This is a genomic window from Planococcus glaciei (genome assembly GCF_900099655.1).
GTDB classification, from domain to species: Bacteria; Bacillota; Bacilli; order Bacillales_A; family Planococcaceae; genus Planococcus; species Planococcus glaciei.
Window position 1 is genome coordinate 117472 of sequence record NZ_FNDC01000008.1, and the last position, 21172, is coordinate 138643.

Sequence of the window (21172 nt, forward strand, 5' to 3'; positions counted from 1 at the left end):
TTTTTTGTTTGGAGAAAAAACCAATAAATCGTCCGCTTATTGTGTTTGCTTGCAGGAATCCAAGTGAAAAGAATCGAAATACCTAAAGACCTTTGAAGCTGGGATTTCAAGGGCTACGCAGAGAGGAATGGGGGAATTTGATGGCGATACCAGTAATGATCGACTGCGATCCGGGAATTGATGACGTGATGGCGCTGACATTGGCTTTCGCGCGTCCCGAATTGGATGTCAAACTGATCACGACAGAGGCAGGGAATCAAACGCAAGCAAAAACGGTGGCCAATGCCTTGGCGTTTGCCAGCTATTTAGGCCAGGACGTGGAAATTGCTAAAGGCCTGGACCGGCCGATGTTCAAAGCGCTGGAAATTGCGGCAGAGGTTCATGGCAAGAGCGGTCTGGGAGATGTGGAATTTCCTGTCCCGATGCTCGAATTAAGCGCGCGGACAGCGGTCGAAGCAATGAAACAAGTATTGATGGACAGTCCGGAGCCGGTCGTTTTAATCGCTACGGGCCCGCTCACGAATATCGGGGCCTTGCTGTTCGCGCATCCGGAAGTGAAACCGAAGATAAAATTCATTTCGTATATGGGAGGCGCAGCAGTGGGCGGCAATATGACGCCGACGGCGGAATTCAATGTTTACGTGGATCCGCATGCTGCAGATCTGGTGTTCCGCTCCGGCGTCCCGATTGTAATGAGCGGACTGGATGTGACACACAAAGCATATGTGACCTTGGAAGAATTAGAAGAGTTGGAACGAATGGATACGGACTTTGCTTTGAAAGTGGCGGCAATGATGCGGTTTTATATAAAGCAGGCCAAACAGACCGCTTTCCATCCGGCGGATTTCGAAAAATGTATCCGCTTACATGATTTGTGCGCGGTTTCTTATGTTGTGACGCCGGAATTATTCGAAGGAGACGATTGCTGTGTTGAAATCGAGACGGAAGGGCGTTTGACTGCCGGGACGACGGTAGTCGATTATGCACAGCTATCCGGGAAAACAGCAAACGCGAAAGTTCTGCATACGGTTGACCGCGAAAAATTCGTTGCGCAGTTTTTTGATGCCGTAGAAAAGATGGGCATGATTGCAATGACTCATTCGGACAGGGGGAGAAAATCATGAAACGCAGTTTTAAGGACGACTTCAGTTTGATGGCAATGCTGTTGATTCCAATCGGGGTCGCCATCAATATTGTCGGTTTTCAATTGACGAATGTTTTGCGTCTGCCGATTTTTCTGGATACGATCGGCACGATTTTAGTAGGCGTTATTGCAGGGCCTTGGGTGGCATTATTAGCCGGACTTATCACCAATTTAATCAACGCCATTTTCAATCCGGTTTATTTGCCATATGCCTTAACTTCGATGGCGATTGGCGTCGGTGCTGGCCTTCTTTCCAAATTCGGATTTTTTAAAAATGTACCCAAAACCATCATTTCGGTCATCGTCATCACTTTGATAGCGGTCGTCGTTTCCGCACCGATTACTGTCCTGGTTTTTGGCGGCGCTACGGGGAATACCTCTTCGTTGATCACGGCTACTTTCCTGGCATCTGGCCAACAACTGTGGACGGCGGTATTTTCATCGAGCTTCATTGTTGAAATTGCCGATAAAGTGGTTTCAGTCCTGATCGTCTTCTTCATTGTCAAAGGCATGTCTGACCGCTATTTGTCAAAACTGAAATACGGCCATTTGTATATGAAACGCCGAAACCGCTCGTGATTCGATGCGTTCAACATCAGTCGATTTTTCCTGAAGAAAGGGAGGGGCAAGAGCCATGAAACCGAATGCATTGCTTCAGCTTCACCCCATGACCAAATTTTATTTTTCGCTGTTTATTTTGGCGGTTGTCCTGATTGTGCCCGGCTATTGGTTTGCTTTTTCCGTATTTCTGGGATTAGTGGCCATCTCGTTGTTGGCAGGTGTTTTCAAGGAATTCATCGGCATTGTTTTGAAAGCATTGGTCAGCGTTCTCGTGATTGTCTTCTTGATGCAGATCTTTTTCTTCCCGGGCGAGCAAGTGCTGTGGCGATGGTGGATTTTTGAAATCAAACAAGAAGGCGTTTATTACGGACTCATCTTGACTTCCCGCATCTTGGCGATTGGTTCTGCATTTGTGCTGTTTTTCCGGATGACGGAAGTGCGCGATTTCGTGAAGTCGCTCGAAGACAAAGGGATGCCGCCAATGGGGGCGTATGTCGTATTGTCGACCCTTCAAATCATTCCGGAAATGCGCAGGCAAGCCAATACCATCATGGAAGCACAGAAAACAAGAGGGGTTGAAACGGAAGGGTCGCTCTTTGTGCGGGCGAAAGCGTTTATCCCGACACTCACTCCGCTTATTTTGTCTTCCATTGCCGGAACGGAAGAACGCGCACTGACGCTCGAATCGCGCGCATTTTCAGCGCCAGTGAAGAAAACCAGTCTGCACAAATTGACTAAGAGCCGCGCCGACCGGATATTGCCGATTTTATTTGTTTTGATCATACTGGGCTTGCTTGTTTGGAGGGTTGTTTTATGGCAGACATCGTAATCGAGTTGCAAAATGTTTCGTACCGCTATCCGGTCAGCGATGATTATGTCCTGAAGGATGTTTCGTTCACCATTGAAAAAGGCAAATTCACCGCCATTATCGGCAACAACGCTTCCGGAAAAACAACGCTGTGCAATGCCATCCGCGGGTTTATTCCCCATTTCTACAAAGGAGACCTGGAAGGGATTGTACGGGTGGGCGGAAAAGACACGCAGGAAACGCAGCTTGGCCAAATGGCGGAGCAGGTTGGGTATGTGTTCCAAAATCCGTTTATCCAAGTGTCCGGCGTCAAAGACAATGTATTTGAAGAAGTGGCCTATGGCTTGGAGAATCTCGGCGTGCCGGTTGACGAAATCCGGCTGCGGGTAGAGGAAATCCTGAAACTCGTGAACATTGGCCACCTCCGTGATAAAAATCCGTTTGAATTGTCCGGCGGGCAACGGCAGCGAGTCGCGCTTGCTTCCATTATCGTCATGGACCCGGATATCCTGGTCATTGATGAGCCGACTTCGCAGCTGGACCCCGTCGGCACTGAGCAGATATTCGATATTATCCGCTTGATGAAAGAGCGCGGCAAGACGATTGTACTGGTCGAACACAAAATGGATTTGATCGCGGAGTATGCAGACAATCTGCTCGTTATGAGCGAAGGGAAACTCGTCATGCAAGGGCCGGTGAGGGAGGTATTTGGAAATCCGGAATACGAGCGCTATAACATTCAATATCCGCATGTGACTGAAGTGGCGCTGCAGCTGCAAAAATCCGGCATGCCGCTTGCGTTTCTGCCGGTAAAAGACAGTGAATTGGCCGAAGCGCTGAATTTGAAAGGAGTGGTTGCCTGTGACTGATCTGGTTTTGCAAAATGTCAGTTTTTCTTATCCGGACGGCACGAAGGCGCTCGAGGATTTTACACTGACGGTAAAGTCAGGCGAGCGGGTGGCCATCGTCGGGCAAAACGGCGCCGGCAAGACGACAGCCGTCAAATTGATGAATGGCCTGTTGAAACCGGCAAGTGGAACGGTGGAAGCCGGTGAATGGGATACCACGAAATATACAACTGCCCAGGTCTCGCGAAAAGTCGGCTACGTTTTCCAAAATCCGGACGACCAGATTTTTCATAACGACGTGGAATCGGAAGTCCGGTTCGGCCCGAAAAATATGAAATTTGATAGCGGACGGGTCGATGAATTGACCCAGTGGGCCATGGAACTATGCGGCATCAGCGGTTTTGCGGAAGAAAATCCCTACAACCTGCCTTACTCTGAACGCAAATTTGTCACGATTGCATCGGTGCTGGCCATGGACTCCGACATTGTCATTTTGGATGAGCCAACAGCCGGGCAGGACAAAATCGGTTTGCTGACCCTCGGCCGCCTCCTCGATGTATTGGAACAAAAGGGCAAGACGGTCATCACCATCACCCATGATATGGAATTTGTCACCGATTATTTCTCCCGGATTGTGGTGATGGCGAACCGCAAGTTGATTGCAGATGGTCAGGCAGAGGATATTTTTTATAATGAAGAAGTGCTAAAAGCCAGCATGCTGAAACCGCCGGCTGTTGCGCAAATGGCCGGCATGTTCCATTTTCCGCCCGGCATTCTTTCCAAACAGCAGCTGGTGGCTGCCATATTAAAACATAAAGCCACCTAACAAAAGCCAAAGGAGCAATTGAGCTCCTTTGGCTTTTTTGCAATAGGCAAAGTTGAAACTGAATGAATGAATATGAATAGCAGAAACCAACCCGTACAAACGGCAGGCTTCCAGAAATGCTTAAACATGAATATTCATCATCTTTACGATAAACATTCAGATGAGACAGAGACTCGAGGTATCCCGTCTATTTTTTATTCATAATATATTCATTCGCTATGCTCGATTTATTCATTCAATATTCATTCGGATTCATATGTAGCTAAACTTAAAGCCAAAGGAGCGATAGAGCTCCTTTGGCTTTTGTTTTACATATTCGCTTTTACATAGTCCGCCACTTCGGCTGAAGTATCCATCGCTAAAATGCGGTCGATATGTGTTGCCATCTCGGCTTTTGACAATTTGCCGATCTGTGAGCGGGCTTTCAGGATCGACGAAGCGCTCATTGAGAACTCATCAAGCCCTAGGCCAAGGAGAATCGGAATCGCAATTTCGTCTCCTGCCATTTCGCCGCACATGCCGGTCCATTTGCCTTCGCGGTGGGAGGCATCGATGACCATTTTCACCAGGCGCAAAATCGCCGGGTTGAACGGCTGGTACAAATACGATACGTTTTCGTTCATGCGGTCTGCAGCCATTGTGTACTGGATCAGATCATTCGTGCCGATTGAGAAAAAGTCCACTTCTTTGGCGAATGTATCGGCCATCACGGCCGTTGAAGGGATTTCCACCATGATGCCGATTTCAATCGAATCGCTGACGTCAATGCCTTCTGTTTGCAGCTTCGCTTTTTCGTCTTCGACCAGCGCTTTTGCCTGGCGGAATTCATCCAGCGTCGCAATCATCGGGAACATGATTTTCAAATTGCCGTGGACGCTGGCGCGAAGCAATGCACGCAGCTGCGTCCGGAACATATCCGGCATTTCCAGGCATAAACGGATGGCCCGCAAGCCCAAGAAGGGATTTAATTCTTTAGGCAATTGCAGGTAAGACAACTCTTTGTCGCCGCCAATGTCCAATGTGCGGACGACGGTCGGTTTGCCTTCCATTGCTTTTAGCACCGACGAGTACGCTTCGTACTGCTCGTCTTCGGTCGGGAACTGGTCGCGTCCCATGTAAAGGAACTCTGTCCGGTACAAGCCGATCGCTTCGCCGCCGTTTTCAAGAACACCAGCCGTGTCTTTCGGCGTTCCGATGTTGGCGCCAAGCTCTACAGCATGTCCGTCTGTTGTCACCGTTGGTTCATTTTTCAGTTTTGCCCATTCCGCTTTTTGGCGGTCATACTGAGCTTTTTTCTCTTCATATTCGGCAACCGTTTCGCTGTCCGGATCGAGGATGATGTGGCCATCCAAGCCGTCAACGATGACGAGCGTGCCGTTTTCAATTGAAGCCATCACTTCTTTAGCGCCGACGACCGCCGGGATTTCAAGCGTACGGGCTAGGATCGCCGAATGGGAAGTGCGTCCGCCGATATCGGTGATAAACGCTTTGACGAAAGACGGATCCAACTGGACCGTATCAGAAGGCGTCAAATCTTCCGCAATGATGATAACTTCTTCGGAAATCATGCTTGGGCTTTGGATGGTCACGCCCAATAGGTGGGACAAGACGCGTTTGGTGACATCGCGGATGTCCGCGGCGCGTTCTTTCATGTAATCATTGTCCATTGCTTCAAACATTTGAATAAACATATTTGCGGTTTCCTGCAATGCGTATTCGGCATTCGTTTGCTCTGTTTCAATTTTTTCTTTGATGGGCCCGACGAGTTCCGGGTCGCTTAACACGAGAAGGTGAGCGCCGAAAATCGCCGCTTCCTTATCGCTGATTTGCTTGGCTGTGCGTTCTTTGATGGCTTCAAGTTCAGATGTGGATTGGTTTAATGCGGCTTCAAAACGGGCCACTTCCTGCGCTGCATCCGTTACGGTTGATTTTTCAACATTCAGTTCCGGATTTTCAAGGCGAAACGCTTTTGCAATGGCGATTCCATTCGAAGCTGCAATTCCGGATAATGTTTTTTTCATTAGTTTGAAAGCCCTTCAGATGCCATTACTTGGCTGACTTGAGCCAATGCTTCTTCTTCGTCTTCGCCGTTTGCTGCCACCGTTACTGTTGATCCAGAAGCCACGCCAAGCGACATCACACCTAAAATCGATTTCAAGTTTACTTTTTTGCCTTTGTGTTCAAGCGTAATATCGGATTTGAATTTAGACAATGAACCTACCAATGCGGATGCTGGACGTGCGTGGATACCTGCTTCATCTGTGATTGTGAATTGTTTTTCTACCATGTAAAATTCCTCCTAATAAGAATGATTGTCTTTGATCGTTTTCAATCTCTATTATGAACGATTTTGATTGAAAATAAAATCAAATGACTGTTTTTGATTGCTTATGAATGATTATGATTGATTTTGGAAGCGATTTCAAGTATTATCTATTTAACCAACTAGCAAAGAAGGTGAATAGATGTTAACGAATGAACGCCATGACTTTATTTTAAAGCTGCTAGAAGAAAAACAGACGATCAAAATTCAGGACATCGTCGAATTGACGGCCGCTTCCGAGTCGACAATCCGGCGGGACTTGACGGAACTTGAAAACCGGCAAAAATTGGAGCGCGTTTTTGGCGGCGCTGTCCTGCCGGGCCGCAACTTGGCTGAACCGAGTGTCGCCGACAAATCGGCGCAGAACCTCCAGGAAAAAATCAATCTTGCCAAATTTGCATCCGGTTTTGTCCAGCATGGCGACAGTGTATTTTTAGATGCCGGCACAACGACTTTTCAAATGATTCCGTTTCTGACGGAAAAAGATTTGGTTGTCGTCACCAATGGGCTGACGCTTGTCGAAGCATTAAATGAACAAGGCATTACCACTTACTTGACCGGCGGGATGATCAAGCCGAGGACCGGTGCACTGGTCGGGGCTCAAACAATCCAATCCCTAAAAAATTACCGCTTTGACATCTGTTTCTTGGGCGTCAACGGGTTTCATCCTGATTATGGATACACAACGCCGGATCCGGAAGAAGCCGCCGTCAAAAAAATGGCCAGTTCCTTGGCCCGTAAAACTTATGTGCTGGCCGACCATTCAAAATCCAATAAAGTAAGCTTTGCGAAAATCATGGATTTGGAAGAGGCGACATTGGTCGTGGATGAATTGTCCGCTGATACATTCGAAGTACTTGAAAAAAAGACAACCGTAAAGGTGGGAAAAGCATGATCTACACCTGCACCATTACACCATCTATAGACTACACCACCTATTTACCCAATTTCAAGACGGGAAAACTGAACCGGACCGCTGAAGTGCATTATTATCCGGGCGGAAAAGGCATCAATGTTTCCCGCGTTTTGAACCGGTTGGGGACTGCAAGCAAAGCGCTGGGCTTTGCCGGCGGGTTTACAGGTAAATATATAGAAGAATTCCTCAACAATGAAGGCGTCTCGACAGATTTTATTGAAACTTCCGACATTACCCGCATCAACGTGAAAATCAAGTCCGAAGAAGAAACCGAATTGAACGGCCCGGGTCCGGTGCTGCAGGAAGCGCAATTGGACAAGCTGGCCCAAAAAGTGCAGTCGTTCGAAACAGGCGACTGGTTTGTGCTTGCCGGCAGCTTGCCGGCTTCCGTTCCGCAAGCTTATTTCCTGGAACTCGCCGCAATCTGCCAAAGCAAAGGTGTCCGTTTTGTCTTGGATACTTCAGGCCCTGCCTTAAAAGAATTGGTTGGAGCAAAGCCTTTCTTGATCAAGCCGAACGAGCATGAGCTGGGAGAATTGTTCGGTGTTGAAATCACCGGCAAGCAGCAGGCCATTTCTTACGCTTCCAAATTGGTCCGAAACGGCATTGAAAATGTCATCGTTTCCATGGGAGGTGAAGGGGCGTTATTGGTCACGGCAAACGAGACCGTTGCCGCAGAAGCACCGAAAGGCCAAGTCGTCAATACGGTGGGATCCGGCGATTCGCTCGTTTCCGGCTTTATCGCTTCCTACGCCGCACAGGCGGACGCCGTGAAAGCGTTCCAATACGGAGTGGCGTGCGGAAGCGCCACCGCGTTCCGCTCGGATTTATGCGAAAAACAAGATGCAGAAGCGCTGCTCAGCCAAGTTGTTTTACACCCCATTACTGAAGAGGATGTGACCACATGAAAATCACGCAATTATTGACTGAATCAACCATTATCCTGGATGTTGCGGCTTCTTCCAAACCCGAAGTCATCGCCGAACTGGTTGCGCAGCTGGACCGCGCCGGTAAACTGAACGATCCCGCCCAGTTTACAAAAGACATTTTAGCGCGCGAGGAACAAAGCACCACAGGCATCGGGGAAGGCATCGCCATTCCGCATGCCAAATCCCGCGCCGTCAAAGAACCGGCCATAGCCTTCGGGCGCTCAAACAGCGGCCTGGAATATGAATCGATGGACGGCCAGCCGGCCAACCTCTTCTTCATGATTGCCGCAACGGAAGGCGCAAATGACGCCCACCTTGAAGCCTTATCGCGTTTGGCGACGTTCCTGATGGACGGAAATTTCCGCTCGCGCATTCTGGCTGCGACTACGAAACAAGAGGTTCTGCAGGCTGTGACGGATAAAGAAACGGAAGAAGACGGACCGGTTGCACCGGAAGATGAGCACACGGCGCCGGCCGGTTCAGGCAAACGCATACTCGCTGTTACGGCTTGTCCGACGGGCATTGCCCATACGTATATGGCGGCTGAAAAGCTCAACGAACGGGCAAAAGAACGCGGCATTGACATCAAAGTGGAAACGAACGGCTCAAGCGGCGTGAAAAACCGGTTGACGGATGCCGATATCGCCGCAGCCGACGCCATCATTGTCGCCGCAGACACAAAAGTGGAAATGGCGCGGTTTGCCGGCAAGCCGGTCATCCAGACAAAAGTCGGCAAAGCCATTTACGAGACCGACAATTTATTGGACCGCGCGATGACAGGCGACGCGCCGGTTTACCAGCACGACAAATCGAAAGACGATGCAGCGGACACGGAATCCAAAGGGCTTTTCTACAAGCATTTGATGAACGGGGTTTCCAATATGCTGCCGTTTGTTGTCGGCGGCGGGATCTTGATCGCCATATCGTTTTTCTGGGGCATCAATGCTTCGAACCCGGACAGCCCCGAATACAATGAATTCGCAGCCATGCTCAACACCATTGGCGGCGGCAATGCGTTCTTCCTGATGGTTCCGGTACTTGCCGGCTTTATCGCGATGAGCATCGCGGAACGGCCCGGCTTTGCACCGGGGATGATTGGCGGATTGATTGCCATCACGGTAACGGGTGTTGAAGGGGCAAGCGGCGGTTCCGGATTCCTCGGCGGTTTAATCGCCGGATTCCTGGCAGGTTACGTCACGCTTCTGGTAAAACGCGTTTTCTCTGTGTTGCCGAATTCGCTTGAAGGTTTAAAGCCGGTGCTGTTCTTCCCGGTCTTCAGCATTGCCATCACCGGCATCATCATGATGCTTGTGAACCCGCAGCTTACAAAAGTCTACACCGCCATTTCAGCGTTTCTTGAAAGCCTTGGGGGCACGAACCTGGTGCTGGTCGGCTTGTTGCTCGGCGGCATGATGGCGATTGATATGGGGGGCCCGATCAACAAAGCGGCCTACACATTCGGCATTGCGATGCTCGATGCGCAGAACTTCAATTTCATGGCCACTGTGATGGCGGCCGGTATGGTCCCGCCGCTTGGCATGGCCATTGCGACAACCATGTTCAAAAACAAATTCACGAAACCGGAACGCGAAGCCGGCAAGACCGCTTACGTTCTCGGTGCCTGCTTTATCACGGAAGGCGTCATTCCGTTTGCCGCAGCCGATCCGGCGCGCGTCATTCCGGCCTCAGTTGCAGGTGCAGCCTTTACCGGCGCACTGGTCATGCTGTTTGACATCAGCCTTCGCGCTCCGCACGGCGGAGTGTTCGTCATGGGCTTGGTGGACGGCGGCGTTGTGAAGATCCTTCTCTACGCTGCAGCCATCATTGCCGGTGCAATTGTCACAGCCATTGTGGCAGGGCTTTTGAAAAAGAAAGTCGTTGCAGCTGCATAATTACCAAACCGTTCCCGGATTCCGGGAACGGTTTTTTTTGCGTCGAGAATCCGCATCAGCGGCATTGTAAAACAGTAAAAAAAATCCAAAAAATATTACAGATAAGGCTTAACTATCCCGTAAAAGTGGTAAAATATTAATTAATAGGCAAACTGGCAGCTGCCGGGCATTGTTGCACCAAGGAGGTCACCTAATGAAAAGAAACGGCAACGGATATTACAGCATAGCCACAGGCAATGTCCTGCCGTCAGAACCCGAAGAGGTCCGGCTGCTGGCTGAATTGTTCGGGAGCCTGGTCGAAGATGCGAGCGTCTGCATGTATATTTTAAACGGCGATGCCTTCACTTATTTCAATCAGGCATTCTGCATTTTTACCGGCTATTCAAAAGAGGAAATCATCGGACATGAAAAAGCACTGGAATTGATCATTCATCCGGAGGACTTGCAGGTCGTGAGACGGCATATCTATGAGCGCCTCCATCAGGGAGCTATGGAGTCCCGCTACCGCGTGCGGGTGATCCGAAAAGACGGTTCGTTTATCCACAGCGAAATCCATTCCAAGAAATCAATCATCAACGGCGAAATTGTGATGGCAGGGGCTGTGATTGATGTGAGCGAAGAAGTGGCCGCTGCCCTGCGGCTAAAGGAAAACAACGAACGTTTCCATTCGCTTTTTTACAGCAATCCGGATGCGATTTTTGCTTTTGATTCCACCGGTACATTCACCGACGCCAATCCGAGCTGTGAGGCATTGACCGGGTTTACGATTCCGGAACTGCTTCAAATGTCGTTTGCGCCGTTCGTCCTGCCCGACTATTTGCCAAAAACCCTCACTTGTTTTCAAGAAGCGCTTGAAGGCCGCACCAATCATTATGAAATCGTCATCTATCATAAAAACGGCGCCCACTTGAACTTGGAAATCACCAATTTTCCGAAAAAGCAGGACGGTGCGATTGTCGGAGCCTACGGCATAGCCAAAGACATTACCGATAAAGTGCGCTACAAGAAGCAAATGGAAAACCTGGCGTTTTACGATCCCTTGACCAATTTGCCCAATCGGCGTTTGTTCGAAGACCGTGTCCAGCAAGCGATTGAATTCTCGAAAATCAGCGAGGCCAAGCCGGCTGTGCTGTTTCTGGATTTGGACCGCTTCAAGTTCATCAACGATTCACTCGGGCATCATGTCGGCGATGAATTTTTGAAAACCGTCTCTCTGCGGCTGCAGGAAAATCTCCGGAAAGGCGATACCGTGGCGCGGATTGCGGGCGATGAATTTGCCGTCTTGCTGCCGACAGTGGGAAAGCGCGAAGCGGAGCGCATCGCTGCGCGGCTGGTGACCATTTTGCACGAACCATTCGAAGTAGACGGCCATTCGGTCACCATTTCGGCGAGCATCGGCATCGCGTTTGCCGGAAAGCCGGAAGAGCGGGCGGCCGGATTGATCCATAAAGCGGATACGGCGATGTATTTCACCAAAAAACACGGTTCCAATGATTATACGGTTTATTCCGAAGAACTCGATTTTAAAACCATCTACAAAGTAGCCATTGAAAAAGATTTGAAAAGCGCCATTGAGAAAAAGGAGCTTTGTCTCCACTACCAGCCGATCGTCAATTTGAAAACAGGCAAACTGGCTGCCATGGAAGCGTTGATCCGCTGGGACAATCCGACACTCGGCTTCGTGCCGCCGGATAATTTCATTCCGATTTCAGAAGAAAGCGGCGAAATCGTGCACATCGGCAAATGGGTGCTCGAAACCGCATGCCGGCAACTTAAAGACTGGCAGGATGCCGGGCACCCGCCGTTTAAAGTATGCGTCAACATCTCGACCATCCAGTTAAAACATCCCCATTTTGTGGCGACCGTGCAGCATATATTGAAGGCCACGGGGCTTGCTCCCAGGTGACTGGAACTGGAAGTCACCGAAAGCATCTTGATGGAAAACACAGAAGTCGTAAAAGAAAGCCTGCAGCGTTTGAAAGAGCTTGGCGTCTCCATGTCGATCGACGATTTTGGCACCGGCTATACATCGCTCAGCTACCTTCGCCAATTCGCTTTTGACCGGGTAAAAATCGACCGCAGTTTTATCGGGGACATCGAAGAAGATCTGAACGGCAAAGCCATCACGTCGTCCATCATTGCGCTTGCGCATAAGCTGAATATCGGCGTCATCGCAGAAGGCATTGAAAACCAGGACCAGCTTGGGTTTTTGGAAGAAGAGCTGTGCGATGAAGGCCAAGGCTATTATTTCAGCCCGCCAAAGCCGGCAGCCCAAATCGATTTCCAGACATGGCCAAAGATCAAATGATTTTCAAAATCAGGTGTAAAATTAATGAAAAGGGGAAATTTATAAGTACGATTGGATGGGTTTTCCAACCGATCTACCCGAACCGTTGCTCGAAGCAGCCTGTGCGCATTCTGAATAGATTGCTGTAGGGCTGCTTTTTTGCTGTTAGGTTTTCGTCTCTCTGCCGGTGAAGAAAGGAGGACGGCCGAAATGGAACCGGAAAAAGAGAAATTGAATTTGCGGGCGGTGGCGACCTGGTTCGGGAGATGGGTCCTGGACAACAAATTGGTGGCGGTGTTGATGATCAGCCTGCTTGTTTTGCTGAACTTCTACCTGCTGTCAAAAATCACGTTTATTTTTTGGCCCATCCAGGGATTTTTCAGTGTCATGGGGTTGCCGCTGATCATGTCCGCCATTTTGTATTATTTGCTTAACCCGCTGATCGATTGGATGGAGACGAAAAAGATTCCGCGCGTGAGCGGCATTATCCTGGTATTCGGCCTTCTTCTTGGACTCATCATTTGGGGGGTGGCGATCCTGATCCCGGTCTTGCGGGAACAAGCCGAAAGTTTGCTGAACAATTTTCCGGATTACATCGACCGGCTGGTCATCCGGATCGATTCGCTCCTGCAAAGCGACGTCTTCTCACAGCTGCAGCGCCGCTTGACCGGAGATACGGAAGGCATCACAACGTCGATCACCGACCAGACCGATGATGTCGTCGATACCACGGTAACGGGCATCGGCAGTGTCGTCGGCGTGGTGTCGAATGTGGTACTGGCTTTTATCACGACACCGATCATCCTTTTTTTCCTGCTGAAAGACGGCCATCATTTGCCGTATCACATCATGAATCTCGTGCCGTCCGCAATGCGCGAAAAAACTTACGTGCTGTTGAAAGAAATGAATAGCCAAATCAGCCAATACATCCGCGGGCAGCTGCTGGTGGCCTTTTTCGTCGGGCTTATGTTCTGGATCGGATTTTCGATTATCGGGCTAGAATACGGGCTAATCCTGGCGATCCTGGCCGGTGTTCTCAATTTAATTCCTTTTTTGGGCTCTTTTATCGCCTTTGTTCCGATTGTGATTGTGGCGATTGTCGCCCATCCGCCGCTGATGCTCGCAAAAGTGCTGGCCGTGTTTTTTGTCGAGCAGACACTGGAAGGCCGAATCATTCAGCCCCTGATCCTTGGAAACAACCTGAATATCCATCCCGTGACGATTATTGCGGTCCTGCTGACGGCGGGGCAATTATTCGGGCTTGCCGGTGTGGTTCTCGGAATTCCGGTCTATGCCGTCTGCAAAGTGATTTTTGTCCATGCATTCATTTGGTACCAAAGCTATACCGGTCTGTACGAAGATGCGTATAACCCGGCGCCGCAGCCGCTCGTTTCCGAGAAAAAGCGCAAGAAACAGCTTTCGCTGCGGAAAAAACGAAAGTAAGGCAGCCGTTGCCATCAGTGAATTGATCCTTTGATCAATTAGGGGAGGCGGCAGTCCGTTTTCACCGAAAAAAAGGCACGAAAAAAACGAAACCATCAAAATGATTTCGTTTCAATCGTCAGTCATTCAGTGAATCAGCTGATTTTTTGGCATTCCCTTGCCGCTTTGCATAGAAAGCAAAAGCAAAAAAGAAAATCGCTGTATTGAAGAAAAAGACGATATCGTCAAACATTCCTTCAAACAGCAAAATATTGATCAAGGTCAGGACATGCATAAAGCCGAGTATGATCAGTAATATGGTCGAAGTTTTCATGAAGCCATCCTCCATCTCTTGTTGTGGTTTAAGTGTACCGTAAATACGGCAAAAATCAAAAGAGCGAAAGGAGCAAACATCATGTCGGTTGTAACCAATCAGCAGTTTTTTACCAAAGTGAACCAGGCCTTTATCGACGGAGACATTGATTTTTTGGCAGACCATGTGGCGGATGATGTGGAGTGGTCGATGTTTGGCAACAAAATGATCGGCCGCGATGCTTTTATCGACTGCGTCAAAGAAATGGGCATGGGCAATGAAACCAATGTCGCCTTGACGATTGAAAATCTGATTGCGAGCGGAAACGAAGTGGCCCTAAAAGGAAAAATGCATGCGAATACAGAGGCAGGACAAGAAAAAGTGTATACCTACTGTGATATCTACGTCATGGACGGAGCCGGAAAAATTAAGGAACTGACGTCGTTTTATCTCGATATGAAAGAATGAATCGGCAGAAGGATTTTGCTCACTTAGCGGACGAAAAAAGTGGGATACTTAAAGTTTAGGGAGATTCCGATCGGATAGAGATGGATGGGAAGAAGGTTTGCAGTTTGTTGGCTTCAAACCCAAAAGAACCCTTGGCACGAGCCGGATACCCAATGGTCTGGCTCCTTTTTTATTTGCCGAACAGCAGGAACCCCTTAAGATTTGCAGCTAAACTTTACTTTTCTCCTATGCCTTTCTTTAATTCCTTTCCGTCTGAAGTGTAGAAGCACAGAAAAAGGGAATCAAGGGATTAGGCAGGATTTAGAAAACGAAAGGCGGAATGCATGATGGCGCAATCATTAAAAGGAAAAATCGCATTCATTACAGGAGCGGGCAAAGGCATTGGGCGTTCAACGGCTCTTGCTTTGGCGAATGAAGGCGTGCATGTCGGGCTAATCGCCCGCACGGAAAATGATTTGAAAGGAGTGGCGGAAGAAGCGGAGGCTTTGGGCGTAAAAACAGCTTACGCCACAGCGGATGTCTCCTCAATGGAACAAGTGGAACATGCCGTGACCCGGTTGACAGAGGCGCTCGGGAAGGCAGACATCCTTATCAACAATGCCGGAATGGGCAGTTTCGGGCCGTTTCTGGAAATCGATCCGGCCGACTGGAAAAAGACGCTTGATGTCAATTTGCTCGGCATGTATTACGTGACGCGTTCGGTGCTTCCGCAATTGATTGAGAAAAACGGCGGCGACGTCATCAACATCTCGTCGATGTCCGGGCTCAAAGGGACCGCCGGATCAAGTGCGTATAGCGCTTCGAAGTTCGGGGTGCTCGGCATGACAGAAGCGTTGTCGCAGGAAGTGCGCAAACACAATATCCGGGTGTTCGCGTTGACGCCAAGCCGGGTCATTACCGATTTCGGAGGCGGGGAAGCGCCGGAAAACAGCAAAGAGAAGTTCATGCAGCCGGAAGACATCGCGGAATACATTGTGGCGCAGCTGAAACTGCATCCGCGGATTTTCATCCCGACGTCCAGCCAGTGGGCGACCAATCCGTTTTAATGAAAACCGATCTCCGGCGGCTACCCCCGCTTCCGGAGATTTTTTTGCGCCGTTTATGATACGCTAGTGCTATGGAACGCATTAGCATCAGTGAGGAGAGAGCCGAATGGTTAAATGGAAAGAAGAGCGGGTGATTCCGGAAAACATCGAAACGGTGTGGCGTTTGTTCTCCGACAAAAACGTCAAACGGCTTCTGCCGAAAGTGGAAGAACACATTCTGCTGGAAAATAACGACGATGAAGCGGGAGCCAAACACGGCCAGAGCTATTACGAAGGCACGCAATTGCAATATTATGTTGTCGAGACCATGGCTTATGAAGATTTGCCTGAGCGGAAACACCGGCATATCCGCTTTGTCATGAGCCAATTGTTCCAAGTGGACTACCGCTATACGCTTCTGAAAATGTCGGAAACGGAAACCCGCTTTGTTTACGAGGGTTCCCAAAAAGGGCTGACGATGACTGCTAAAGCAATGCTGCTGTCCGGCAGCAAAACAAAACGCCAGGAAACGGTACGGGCGTTCATGGACCGTGTGGAGTCGGAAGCAGGCAAACTGGAATAAAGGAGCCGGCAACTGCGGAAAACACAGTTGCCGGCTTTTTTTAGGGCCAAAATGAAATGTAGCACCTATTAAAGAGAAGCGTTCGCTATAATTGAAAGAAAACAACAGAAGGCTGGAACAATACATGAGAATGTACATTATCGGTTCGGTGGGAAGCGGCAAGACGACGCTGGCCAAAAAAACAGCTTCGGCATACCGCATTCCCCGTTTTGAAACGGATAATTTTGTCTGGGAGCGGAAACCGGGCGGGGACGCGCGCAACAGCGAAGAAAAACGCAATAAGCTGTTCCAGGAAGCGGTGAAACTTGAGCAATGGGTGATTGAAGGGGTGCATATCGGCTGGACCGATGAGGGACTGGAAAAAGCGGACAGGATTGTTTTTCTGGATTTCCCTCCCAGAACGCGGACCTGGCGCATTATCAAACGCTATATAAAACAGACGCTAATGCTGGAAAAGGCGAATTACCGGCAGACGCTACGCATTTTTTGCAAGATGTTCGGCTGGAATCGTTATTTTGAGGAAACCATGAAGCCGGAATTCCTGGAAAAGTTGCAGCCTTATCAGGCTAAAACAACGATTGTCAAAACACAGGCAAATCTTCAAGCACTAAAGGGAGAAAACAAGTGAACGGCGGATGGACTTTGGGAATCAACAAAAGGAAGCGAAAGAAAAGTAAAATAAAGAGAATGGCAAACATGAAAAAGATTAATAGCAGAGAGCGGTCGGAAAACCATTCTTTAGAAGCGGTCTTGCAAGGGAATTTATCAATAAACTAGGTATTCGCTAATATATGTAGAAAACTACATAAGGCTAACATCAAAAAATCAAAACCGCAACAAGAAAGAAGAACGCAATGGAATTGAAAGAGATGCTGCAATTTATCCAAACCGCCATGCCGCACCTTACCATCCAGCAACTTGAAAAAAAGGCGAGGCTGGGAAAATGATATGGTTCTTATTAACAACCAGTTGGTATTCCGGTTTCCCAAAACGGAACAAGTAACTGAATGTGTAAAAATTGAAACGCGTTTGCTTCATGACTTGCAGAAACAAACATCCTTGAATCTTAAAGTGCCTCAACCCACACTTTTATATTGCAGCAAGCAGCAACTGGTGTGCAGTTGTTACGACTTGATTGAAGGAGATGCAGGGATTGATTCAAGGGAAGTCGCGTCGGAAGATAATGCACGGCGGCTTGGTGAGTTTTTAACGCAATTGCATGGCATGCCGGAGCCGGTTTATTTGCCAGTCCGGCATACCCGGCTGTTTTGGGAAAAATTTTACTGCGACATTAAACAGCTGATTTTCCCGCAGCTCTCTATCGAAGAACGTCTGGACATCCAAGACACATTTGACCATTTTTTTGCAATATCCAGCGAGACGACAACAAGAACGGTCATTCACGGCAATCTGACCGCTTCGAATTTGCTAGTTGATGTAAAAAACAAACAAATCAATGGCGTGATCGACTTTGCCGATGCCCAAATCGGTGATCCTGCTTTCGATTTTGCAGGAATCTACTGGAATTACGGGGCAACGTTCACCCGAATGGCACTTGACCATTGCAACGGTTCAGCGGATAGAAAAAGCCTCTGGCAGCGAGTAGAGAAATTTTACGGGCTGCAGCCGGTTTTCCGCGAACTGCTCCGTGCAGTGAAGGAGAATGAAACAGTTCAATGGGAGCATGCTTTGGAGCGTTTCAAGAAATTAAAATCTGTGAAATCAACATGATTTCGAAACTTTCTTGCTGGTGGCCCGTATTAGTAGAAAGAAAGAGGGGATTCAAATGGAGCAATTTAAAGAAAAAGAAAGTTATGGAGATGTGAATCCGTTTACAGGCATCTGGCTGAAAACGAGAGAAACGGTCCGCTATGTGATTGAAGAAAAATCGATGGGGTTTGTCATCCTCTTAATGATTTTATCCGGCATCAGCAGTGCCCTTGTCGGTGCTTTCGATTCGGAAATGAATCAAATGATGCCGGTATGGGGCATCCTTTTAGGCTCCATCATTGCCGGGCCGATTTTTATCCTGTTGATTTATGCGATTATGGCTGGCGTTTATTTCATAACCGGCAAGCTGTTTAAAGGGACCGGGACTTATACGGAACTTTTTAAAGCGACAGGCGCTGCGGCCATCCCGCAGATCTGGCTGCTTCCCGTGTATTTGATCTGGATATTGGCAGCCCCGGCAACCTATTTTGCAGAACCGCTAGGAACGTCAGGCGGCGGTGGTGAACTGGTCATCACCCTGGTCGGCTCCGTTCTGATAACCATTGTGACGATCTGGAGCATTTTCATCAACGCCAAAGCAATCGGGGAAGCGCACCGGATTTCCAGCTGGAAAGGCTTTTTCACCATCATGATTCCGTCGATCGTTATCGGAATTATCATCGTTGCGATTGTGGTGCTGATCGCTATTCTGTTTATCGGATTATCCGCTTAAAAAAGAAGACTTCGGTCTTCTTTTTTAATTTAGGGATAAACTGAAGCCTTTACCGAATCAGTCATCCCCAAAAATCATCGCATAATTGCAATCCTTTTTAGGAATGGTATAATGAATGGAGATCAGCACATAAAAAAGACCGCTGGGTGCTCGAACACCCAACGGCCAATAACAACGAGCATCGCTTCAAAGGCGATCGCATGTCAGTACCAAAGTAAACCGTACCTTATGCTGGGGAGCACAGGCGGTTTACTTTTTTTTCGAAAAAGTATATGACAACACTATGATTGAAACGATTAAGCCAGAAAAGCTAATCATCAATGTCAGTGCTTGAAAAACTGTCATTTGCATCACCTCCTTTCCCGTTCAGCAAAAACTGATTGGAAAGTGAGACATGCAACCGCCTATGAACATCCACTAATTGCTACCTCTCTAATTATACCATACACACGTTCCCGTATTGAGGGAATTCTAAAAACAATAGTCAATGATTTTGAAGATAAAAGCCGGCAAGATTGAGTGTAGATCTCAATCTTGCCAGCTTTTTTTGGGTTAACTGCGAAAGGAGAAGGAAGAAGAAAAACTAAAGACAAAATCAACGAAAAGATTAAGCGCAGAACGGGCATTTATTGCCATGGAATACCACAGCATCGTTTATTGCCAAATGGGAAGGCAGCAAAAGAACAAAAGAAAGGAGAAGATTTGCATAGAGTTGCTAAATGGTTCAAAAAAAGGTGAGAAAAGAGTAATAAATGTAGGTAGCTACATAAGGAATTATAAAACAAATTCAAACCCGCTTTTAAGAATGGAAAACCCAGCAAAAAATGAAGGACTACCCGTGCTATGAGAAGAATCTTTAAAAGAGGGACAGACATTCAAGCTTTTGAAAGAGAAAGAAGGGGAATTGATGATCGAAGTCTACCAAAAAGAAAACGTGGTTTGTGTGGAAGGTACGATTGAAAGTTTTGGCCGAAAAGTTTATGTCTATCTGGTTGATGGGATGCTGGTGGACACAGGACCGGAAAAGCTTCAAGATGAACTGATCCGCTTTTACAAAGAATATCCGGTGGAACTGGTGGCACTTACGCATAGCCACGAAGACCATACCGGAACAGCCGCTTGGATTCAGGAACATCTCAACATCCCCATTTATTTGCATCCACAAAGCATCCAGCTTTGCGAGCAGCCTGGAGTTTACCCGGAATACCGCCAGCAGACCTGGGGCAGCCGAAAAGCGTTCCAAGCCTTGCCGCTTCCGGAAACGATCCGTTCCCGCAGCCAGGAGTGGACTGTCATCTCGACGCCAGGGCATGCAGACGACCACGTCTCTTTTCTGAACGAAAAAATGGGGCAGCTGTTTTCCGGGGATTTGTTTGTTGCCCCTAAAACGAAAGTCATCATGGACAGCGAATCGATTCCGCTCATTATGGATTCCCTCCGCAAGCTGCTGCAGTATGATTTTGACTCATTATTTTGCAGCCATTCCGGCTATTTTGAAAACGGACGGGAGATGATTGAGAAAAAGCTGCACAATCTTGAAAACCTGACGTTGAAAGTCCGATCCTTAAGCGAAGACGGCTTGTCGGTCGACGAAATCAAGCAGAAGATTTTTCCACTTGATTACCCCATTATCGGCTTTTCAGAAAACCAGTGGGATTCCCGGCATATTGTCCGTTCCATTCTAGAAGGCCAACCATCCAACTAAATAGAAATCAGTTTTTGGAACTACCGATTGGAGAGGTTTTTTTTGATCACATTAATTGAAAGCGACCGTTTGCTGCTGCGGGTCTTTACTATTCAAGATGCAAACGCCGCAGAACGCTTCTGGGGCGATTCCGAAGTAATGGCCGATTCAGGCGGAGCCACGCCGTTAGAAGCACTTCCACGCGTTTTAGAGAGCTACCAGCGCTGCCATATGGAAAACGGGCTTTCCGTATACGGCGTCATCGAAAAGGCATCCGGAAAGCTGATCGGCGCAGCCGGCTTTAATGTCCAGGGTTCGCTGGAACAAGTGGAATTGCTGTATCATTTTGCAAAAAACAGCTGGGGGAAAGGCTATGCGACCGAAGCCGCTTTACTGTGTGTGCAATTGGCCAAAGCGCATCCCACTGTTCGAATGATTACAGCTTCTGCTGCACCGGCGCACGAAAGCTCCATTCATGTGCTCCGAAAAGCCGGCCTGCAGTTTGTCGAAACGCAGTGGTTTGATGACACCCAGCAAGAAGAACCGTATTTTGAACTGGCCGTGAATGATTGACCACCAAATCTGTCGCCCCGTTTAAAGTCATACAAGAGATATCGCATTGAAAATTAACTGGACCTTCCATAGGTCTTTTTTTATGGAAACCCGGAATTGTAAATTTTGCTGATTTCACTGGGCACAG

At 48.4% G+C, this 21172-nt stretch carries 21 protein-coding genes and 1 pseudogene; 18 read left to right on the forward strand and 4 right to left on the reverse strand.

What is annotated here, in order from left to right; genetic code table 11:
• Positions 1 to 140 precede the first annotated feature (140 nt).
• Genes BLQ32_RS11320 through BLQ32_RS11340 form a run of 5 tightly spaced genes read left to right on the forward strand, consistent with a single transcriptional unit; the run spans position 141 to position 4187 of the window.
• Positions 141 to 1124, forward strand: a complete 984-nt coding sequence (locus BLQ32_RS11320) for a nucleoside hydrolase (protein WP_074510388.1) — start codon at positions 141 to 143, stop codon at positions 1122 to 1124.
• Positions 1121 to 1723: an ECF transporter S component gene (locus tag BLQ32_RS11325; protein WP_074510389.1), complete on the forward strand. Its 603-nt coding sequence runs from the start codon at positions 1121 to 1123 to the stop codon at positions 1721 to 1723. Before BLQ32_RS11320 ends, BLQ32_RS11325 begins: the two co-directional genes overlap by 4 nt.
• 55 nt (positions 1724 to 1778) lie before the next feature.
• Positions 1779 to 2534: an energy-coupling factor transporter transmembrane component T gene (locus BLQ32_RS11330; RefSeq protein WP_074510390.1), complete on the forward strand. Its 756-nt coding sequence runs from the start codon at positions 1779 to 1781 to the stop codon at positions 2532 to 2534.
• Positions 2519 to 3382 (forward strand): energy-coupling factor ABC transporter ATP-binding protein, encoded by an 864-nt coding sequence (locus BLQ32_RS11335; RefSeq protein ID WP_074510391.1) that lies wholly within the window; start codon positions 2519 to 2521, stop codon positions 3380 to 3382. The genes BLQ32_RS11330 and BLQ32_RS11335 overlap by 16 nt, the downstream gene beginning before the upstream one ends.
• Positions 3375 to 4187 carry an energy-coupling factor ABC transporter ATP-binding protein gene (locus BLQ32_RS11340; RefSeq protein ID WP_074510392.1) on the forward strand — a complete coding sequence of 271 codons (813 nt, stop codon included), beginning with the start codon at positions 3375 to 3377 and terminating at the stop codon, positions 4185 to 4187. Before BLQ32_RS11335 ends, BLQ32_RS11340 begins: the two co-directional genes overlap by 8 nt.
• 308 nt (positions 4188 to 4495) lie before the next feature.
• Here BLQ32_RS11340 and ptsP read toward each other — a convergent pair whose 3' ends face one another.
• Positions 4496 to 6208, reverse strand: coding sequence for a phosphoenolpyruvate--protein phosphotransferase (gene ptsP / locus BLQ32_RS11345; RefSeq protein ID WP_074510393.1), 1713 nt, complete (start codon positions 6206 to 6208; stop codon positions 4496 to 4498).
• Complete coding sequence (locus tag BLQ32_RS11350) at positions 6208 to 6474, reverse strand: phosphocarrier protein HPr (RefSeq protein WP_036804699.1); 267 nt, start codon at positions 6472 to 6474, stop codon at positions 6208 to 6210. Before BLQ32_RS11350 ends, ptsP begins: the two co-directional genes overlap by 1 nt.
• A 178-nt stretch (positions 6475 to 6652) precedes the next feature.
• Here BLQ32_RS11350 and BLQ32_RS11355 point away from each other — a divergent pair, with 178 nt between their 5' ends.
• The 5 genes and pseudogenes from BLQ32_RS11355 to BLQ32_RS11375 all read left to right on the forward strand — a co-directional run bounded on the left by BLQ32_RS11355 (position 6653) and on the right by BLQ32_RS11375 (position 13977).
• On the forward strand, positions 6653 to 7405 hold the full coding sequence (locus BLQ32_RS11355) for a DeoR/GlpR family DNA-binding transcription regulator (protein WP_074510394.1): 753 nt from the start codon (positions 6653 to 6655) through the stop codon (positions 7403 to 7405).
• On the forward strand, positions 7402 to 8334 hold the full coding sequence (pfkB, locus tag BLQ32_RS11360) for a 1-phosphofructokinase (RefSeq protein WP_074510395.1): 933 nt from the start codon (positions 7402 to 7404) through the stop codon (positions 8332 to 8334). The genes BLQ32_RS11355 and pfkB overlap by 4 nt, the downstream gene beginning before the upstream one ends.
• Positions 8331 to 10247, forward strand: coding sequence for a PTS fructose transporter subunit IIABC (locus tag BLQ32_RS11365; protein WP_074510396.1), 1917 nt, complete (start codon positions 8331 to 8333; stop codon positions 10245 to 10247). Before pfkB ends, BLQ32_RS11365 begins: the two co-directional genes overlap by 4 nt.
• Before the next feature lie 193 nt (positions 10248 to 10440).
• A pseudogene (locus BLQ32_RS11370) lies at positions 10441 to 12555 on the forward strand (putative bifunctional diguanylate cyclase/phosphodiesterase).
• A gap of 189 nt (positions 12556 to 12744) precedes the next feature.
• On the forward strand, positions 12745 to 13977 hold the full coding sequence (locus BLQ32_RS11375) for an AI-2E family transporter (protein WP_074510397.1): 1233 nt from the start codon (positions 12745 to 12747) through the stop codon (positions 13975 to 13977).
• Positions 13978 to 14095: 118 nt separating this feature from the next.
• On the opposite strand, the gene BLQ32_RS11380 is transcribed toward BLQ32_RS11375, so the two are convergent.
• Complete coding sequence (locus BLQ32_RS11380) at positions 14096 to 14290, reverse strand: hypothetical protein (protein WP_074510398.1); 195 nt, start codon at positions 14288 to 14290, stop codon at positions 14096 to 14098.
• Positions 14291 to 14371: 81 nt separating this feature from the next.
• Here BLQ32_RS11380 and BLQ32_RS11385 point away from each other — a divergent pair, with 81 nt between their 5' ends.
• The 6 genes from BLQ32_RS11385 to BLQ32_RS11410 all read left to right on the forward strand — a co-directional run bounded on the left by BLQ32_RS11385 (position 14372) and on the right by BLQ32_RS11410 (position 18788).
• Positions 14372 to 14737: a nuclear transport factor 2 family protein gene (locus tag BLQ32_RS11385; RefSeq protein WP_074510399.1), complete on the forward strand. Its 366-nt coding sequence runs from the start codon at positions 14372 to 14374 to the stop codon at positions 14735 to 14737.
• A 326-nt stretch (positions 14738 to 15063) separates the two neighbouring features.
• The gene (locus BLQ32_RS11390; protein ID WP_036808433.1) at positions 15064 to 15783 is read left to right on the forward strand and encodes a 3-ketoacyl-ACP reductase; all 720 of its coding nucleotides are present in this window, start codon (positions 15064 to 15066) and stop codon (positions 15781 to 15783) included.
• A gap of 106 nt (positions 15784 to 15889) precedes the next feature.
• Positions 15890 to 16345, forward strand: coding sequence for an SRPBCC family protein (locus BLQ32_RS11395; RefSeq protein WP_074510400.1), 456 nt, complete (start codon positions 15890 to 15892; stop codon positions 16343 to 16345).
• 124 nt (positions 16346 to 16469) lie between these two features.
• Complete coding sequence (locus BLQ32_RS11400; protein ID WP_074510401.1) at positions 16470 to 16973, forward strand: P-loop NTPase family protein; 504 nt, start codon at positions 16470 to 16472, stop codon at positions 16971 to 16973.
• A gap of 290 nt (positions 16974 to 17263) precedes the next feature.
• Positions 17264 to 18076 carry an aminoglycoside phosphotransferase family protein gene (locus BLQ32_RS11405; RefSeq protein ID WP_280513357.1) on the forward strand — a complete coding sequence of 271 codons (813 nt, stop codon included), beginning with the start codon at positions 17264 to 17266 and terminating at the stop codon, positions 18074 to 18076.
• A gap of 55 nt (positions 18077 to 18131) precedes the next feature.
• On the forward strand, positions 18132 to 18788 hold the full coding sequence (locus BLQ32_RS11410; RefSeq protein ID WP_074510403.1) for a Yip1 family protein: 657 nt from the start codon (positions 18132 to 18134) through the stop codon (positions 18786 to 18788).
• 249 nt (positions 18789 to 19037) lie between these two features.
• Here BLQ32_RS11410 and BLQ32_RS20215 read toward each other — a convergent pair whose 3' ends face one another.
• Positions 19038 to 19139 carry a putative holin-like toxin gene (locus BLQ32_RS20215; RefSeq protein WP_412769626.1) on the reverse strand — a complete coding sequence of 34 codons (102 nt, stop codon included), beginning with the start codon at positions 19137 to 19139 and terminating at the stop codon, positions 19038 to 19040.
• 556 nt (positions 19140 to 19695) lie between these two features.
• Between BLQ32_RS20215 and BLQ32_RS11415 the strand changes: the two genes are divergently transcribed.
• Positions 19696 to 20493, forward strand: coding sequence for an MBL fold metallo-hydrolase (locus tag BLQ32_RS11415; protein WP_074510441.1), 798 nt, complete (start codon positions 19696 to 19698; stop codon positions 20491 to 20493).
• Positions 20494 to 20535: 42 nt separating this feature from the next.
• Entirely contained in the window at positions 20536 to 21045 is a 510-nt protein-coding gene (locus BLQ32_RS11420) for a GNAT family N-acetyltransferase (protein ID WP_244890349.1), read from the forward strand.
• Positions 21046 to 21172: the final 127 nt, after the last annotated feature.

What these genes read in the sequence shown, in the direction of transcription:
- BLQ32_RS11415 (WP_074510441.1), top strand. Translation starts at nt 19,696, where the DNA reads ATGATCGAAGTCTACCAAAAAGAAAACGTGGTTTGTGTGGAAGGTACG.
- BLQ32_RS11395 (WP_074510400.1), top strand. Translation starts at nt 15,890, where the DNA reads ATGGTTAAATGGAAAGAAGAGCGGGTGATTCCGGAAAACATCGAAACG.
- pfkB (WP_074510395.1), top strand. Translation starts at nt 7,402, where the DNA reads ATGATCTACACCTGCACCATTACACCATCTATAGACTACACCACCTAT.
- BLQ32_RS11410 (WP_074510403.1), top strand. Translation starts at nt 18,132, where the DNA reads ATGGAGCAATTTAAAGAAAAAGAAAGTTATGGAGATGTGAATCCGTTT.
- BLQ32_RS11385 (WP_074510399.1), top strand. Translation starts at nt 14,372, where the DNA reads ATGTCGGTTGTAACCAATCAGCAGTTTTTTACCAAAGTGAACCAGGCC.
- BLQ32_RS11320 (WP_074510388.1), top strand. Translation starts at nt 141, where the DNA reads ATGGCGATACCAGTAATGATCGACTGCGATCCGGGAATTGATGACGTG.
- BLQ32_RS11335 (WP_074510391.1), top strand. Translation starts at nt 2,519, where the DNA reads ATGGCAGACATCGTAATCGAGTTGCAAAATGTTTCGTACCGCTATCCG.
- BLQ32_RS11330 (WP_074510390.1), top strand. Translation starts at nt 1,779, where the DNA reads ATGAAACCGAATGCATTGCTTCAGCTTCACCCCATGACCAAATTTTAT.
- ptsP (WP_074510393.1), bottom strand. Translation starts at nt 6,208, where the DNA reads ATGAAAAAAACATTATCCGGAATTGCAGCTTCGAATGGAATCGCCATT.
- BLQ32_RS11365 (WP_074510396.1), top strand. Translation starts at nt 8,331, where the DNA reads ATGAAAATCACGCAATTATTGACTGAATCAACCATTATCCTGGATGTT.
- BLQ32_RS11355 (WP_074510394.1), top strand. Translation starts at nt 6,653, where the DNA reads ATGTTAACGAATGAACGCCATGACTTTATTTTAAAGCTGCTAGAAGAA.
- BLQ32_RS20215 (WP_412769626.1), bottom strand. Translation starts at nt 19,139, where the DNA reads ATGCAAATGACAGTTTTTCAAGCACTGACATTGATGATTAGCTTTTCT.
- BLQ32_RS11350 (WP_036804699.1), bottom strand. Translation starts at nt 6,474, where the DNA reads ATGGTAGAAAAACAATTCACAATCACAGATGAAGCAGGTATCCACGCA.
- BLQ32_RS11390 (WP_036808433.1), top strand. Translation starts at nt 15,064, where the DNA reads ATGGCGCAATCATTAAAAGGAAAAATCGCATTCATTACAGGAGCGGGC.
- BLQ32_RS11325 (WP_074510389.1), top strand. Translation starts at nt 1,121, where the DNA reads ATGAAACGCAGTTTTAAGGACGACTTCAGTTTGATGGCAATGCTGTTG.
- BLQ32_RS11380 (WP_074510398.1), bottom strand. Translation starts at nt 14,290, where the DNA reads ATGAAAACTTCGACCATATTACTGATCATACTCGGCTTTATGCATGTC.
- BLQ32_RS11375 (WP_074510397.1), top strand. Translation starts at nt 12,745, where the DNA reads ATGGAACCGGAAAAAGAGAAATTGAATTTGCGGGCGGTGGCGACCTGG.
- BLQ32_RS11400 (WP_074510401.1), top strand. Translation starts at nt 16,470, where the DNA reads ATGAGAATGTACATTATCGGTTCGGTGGGAAGCGGCAAGACGACGCTG.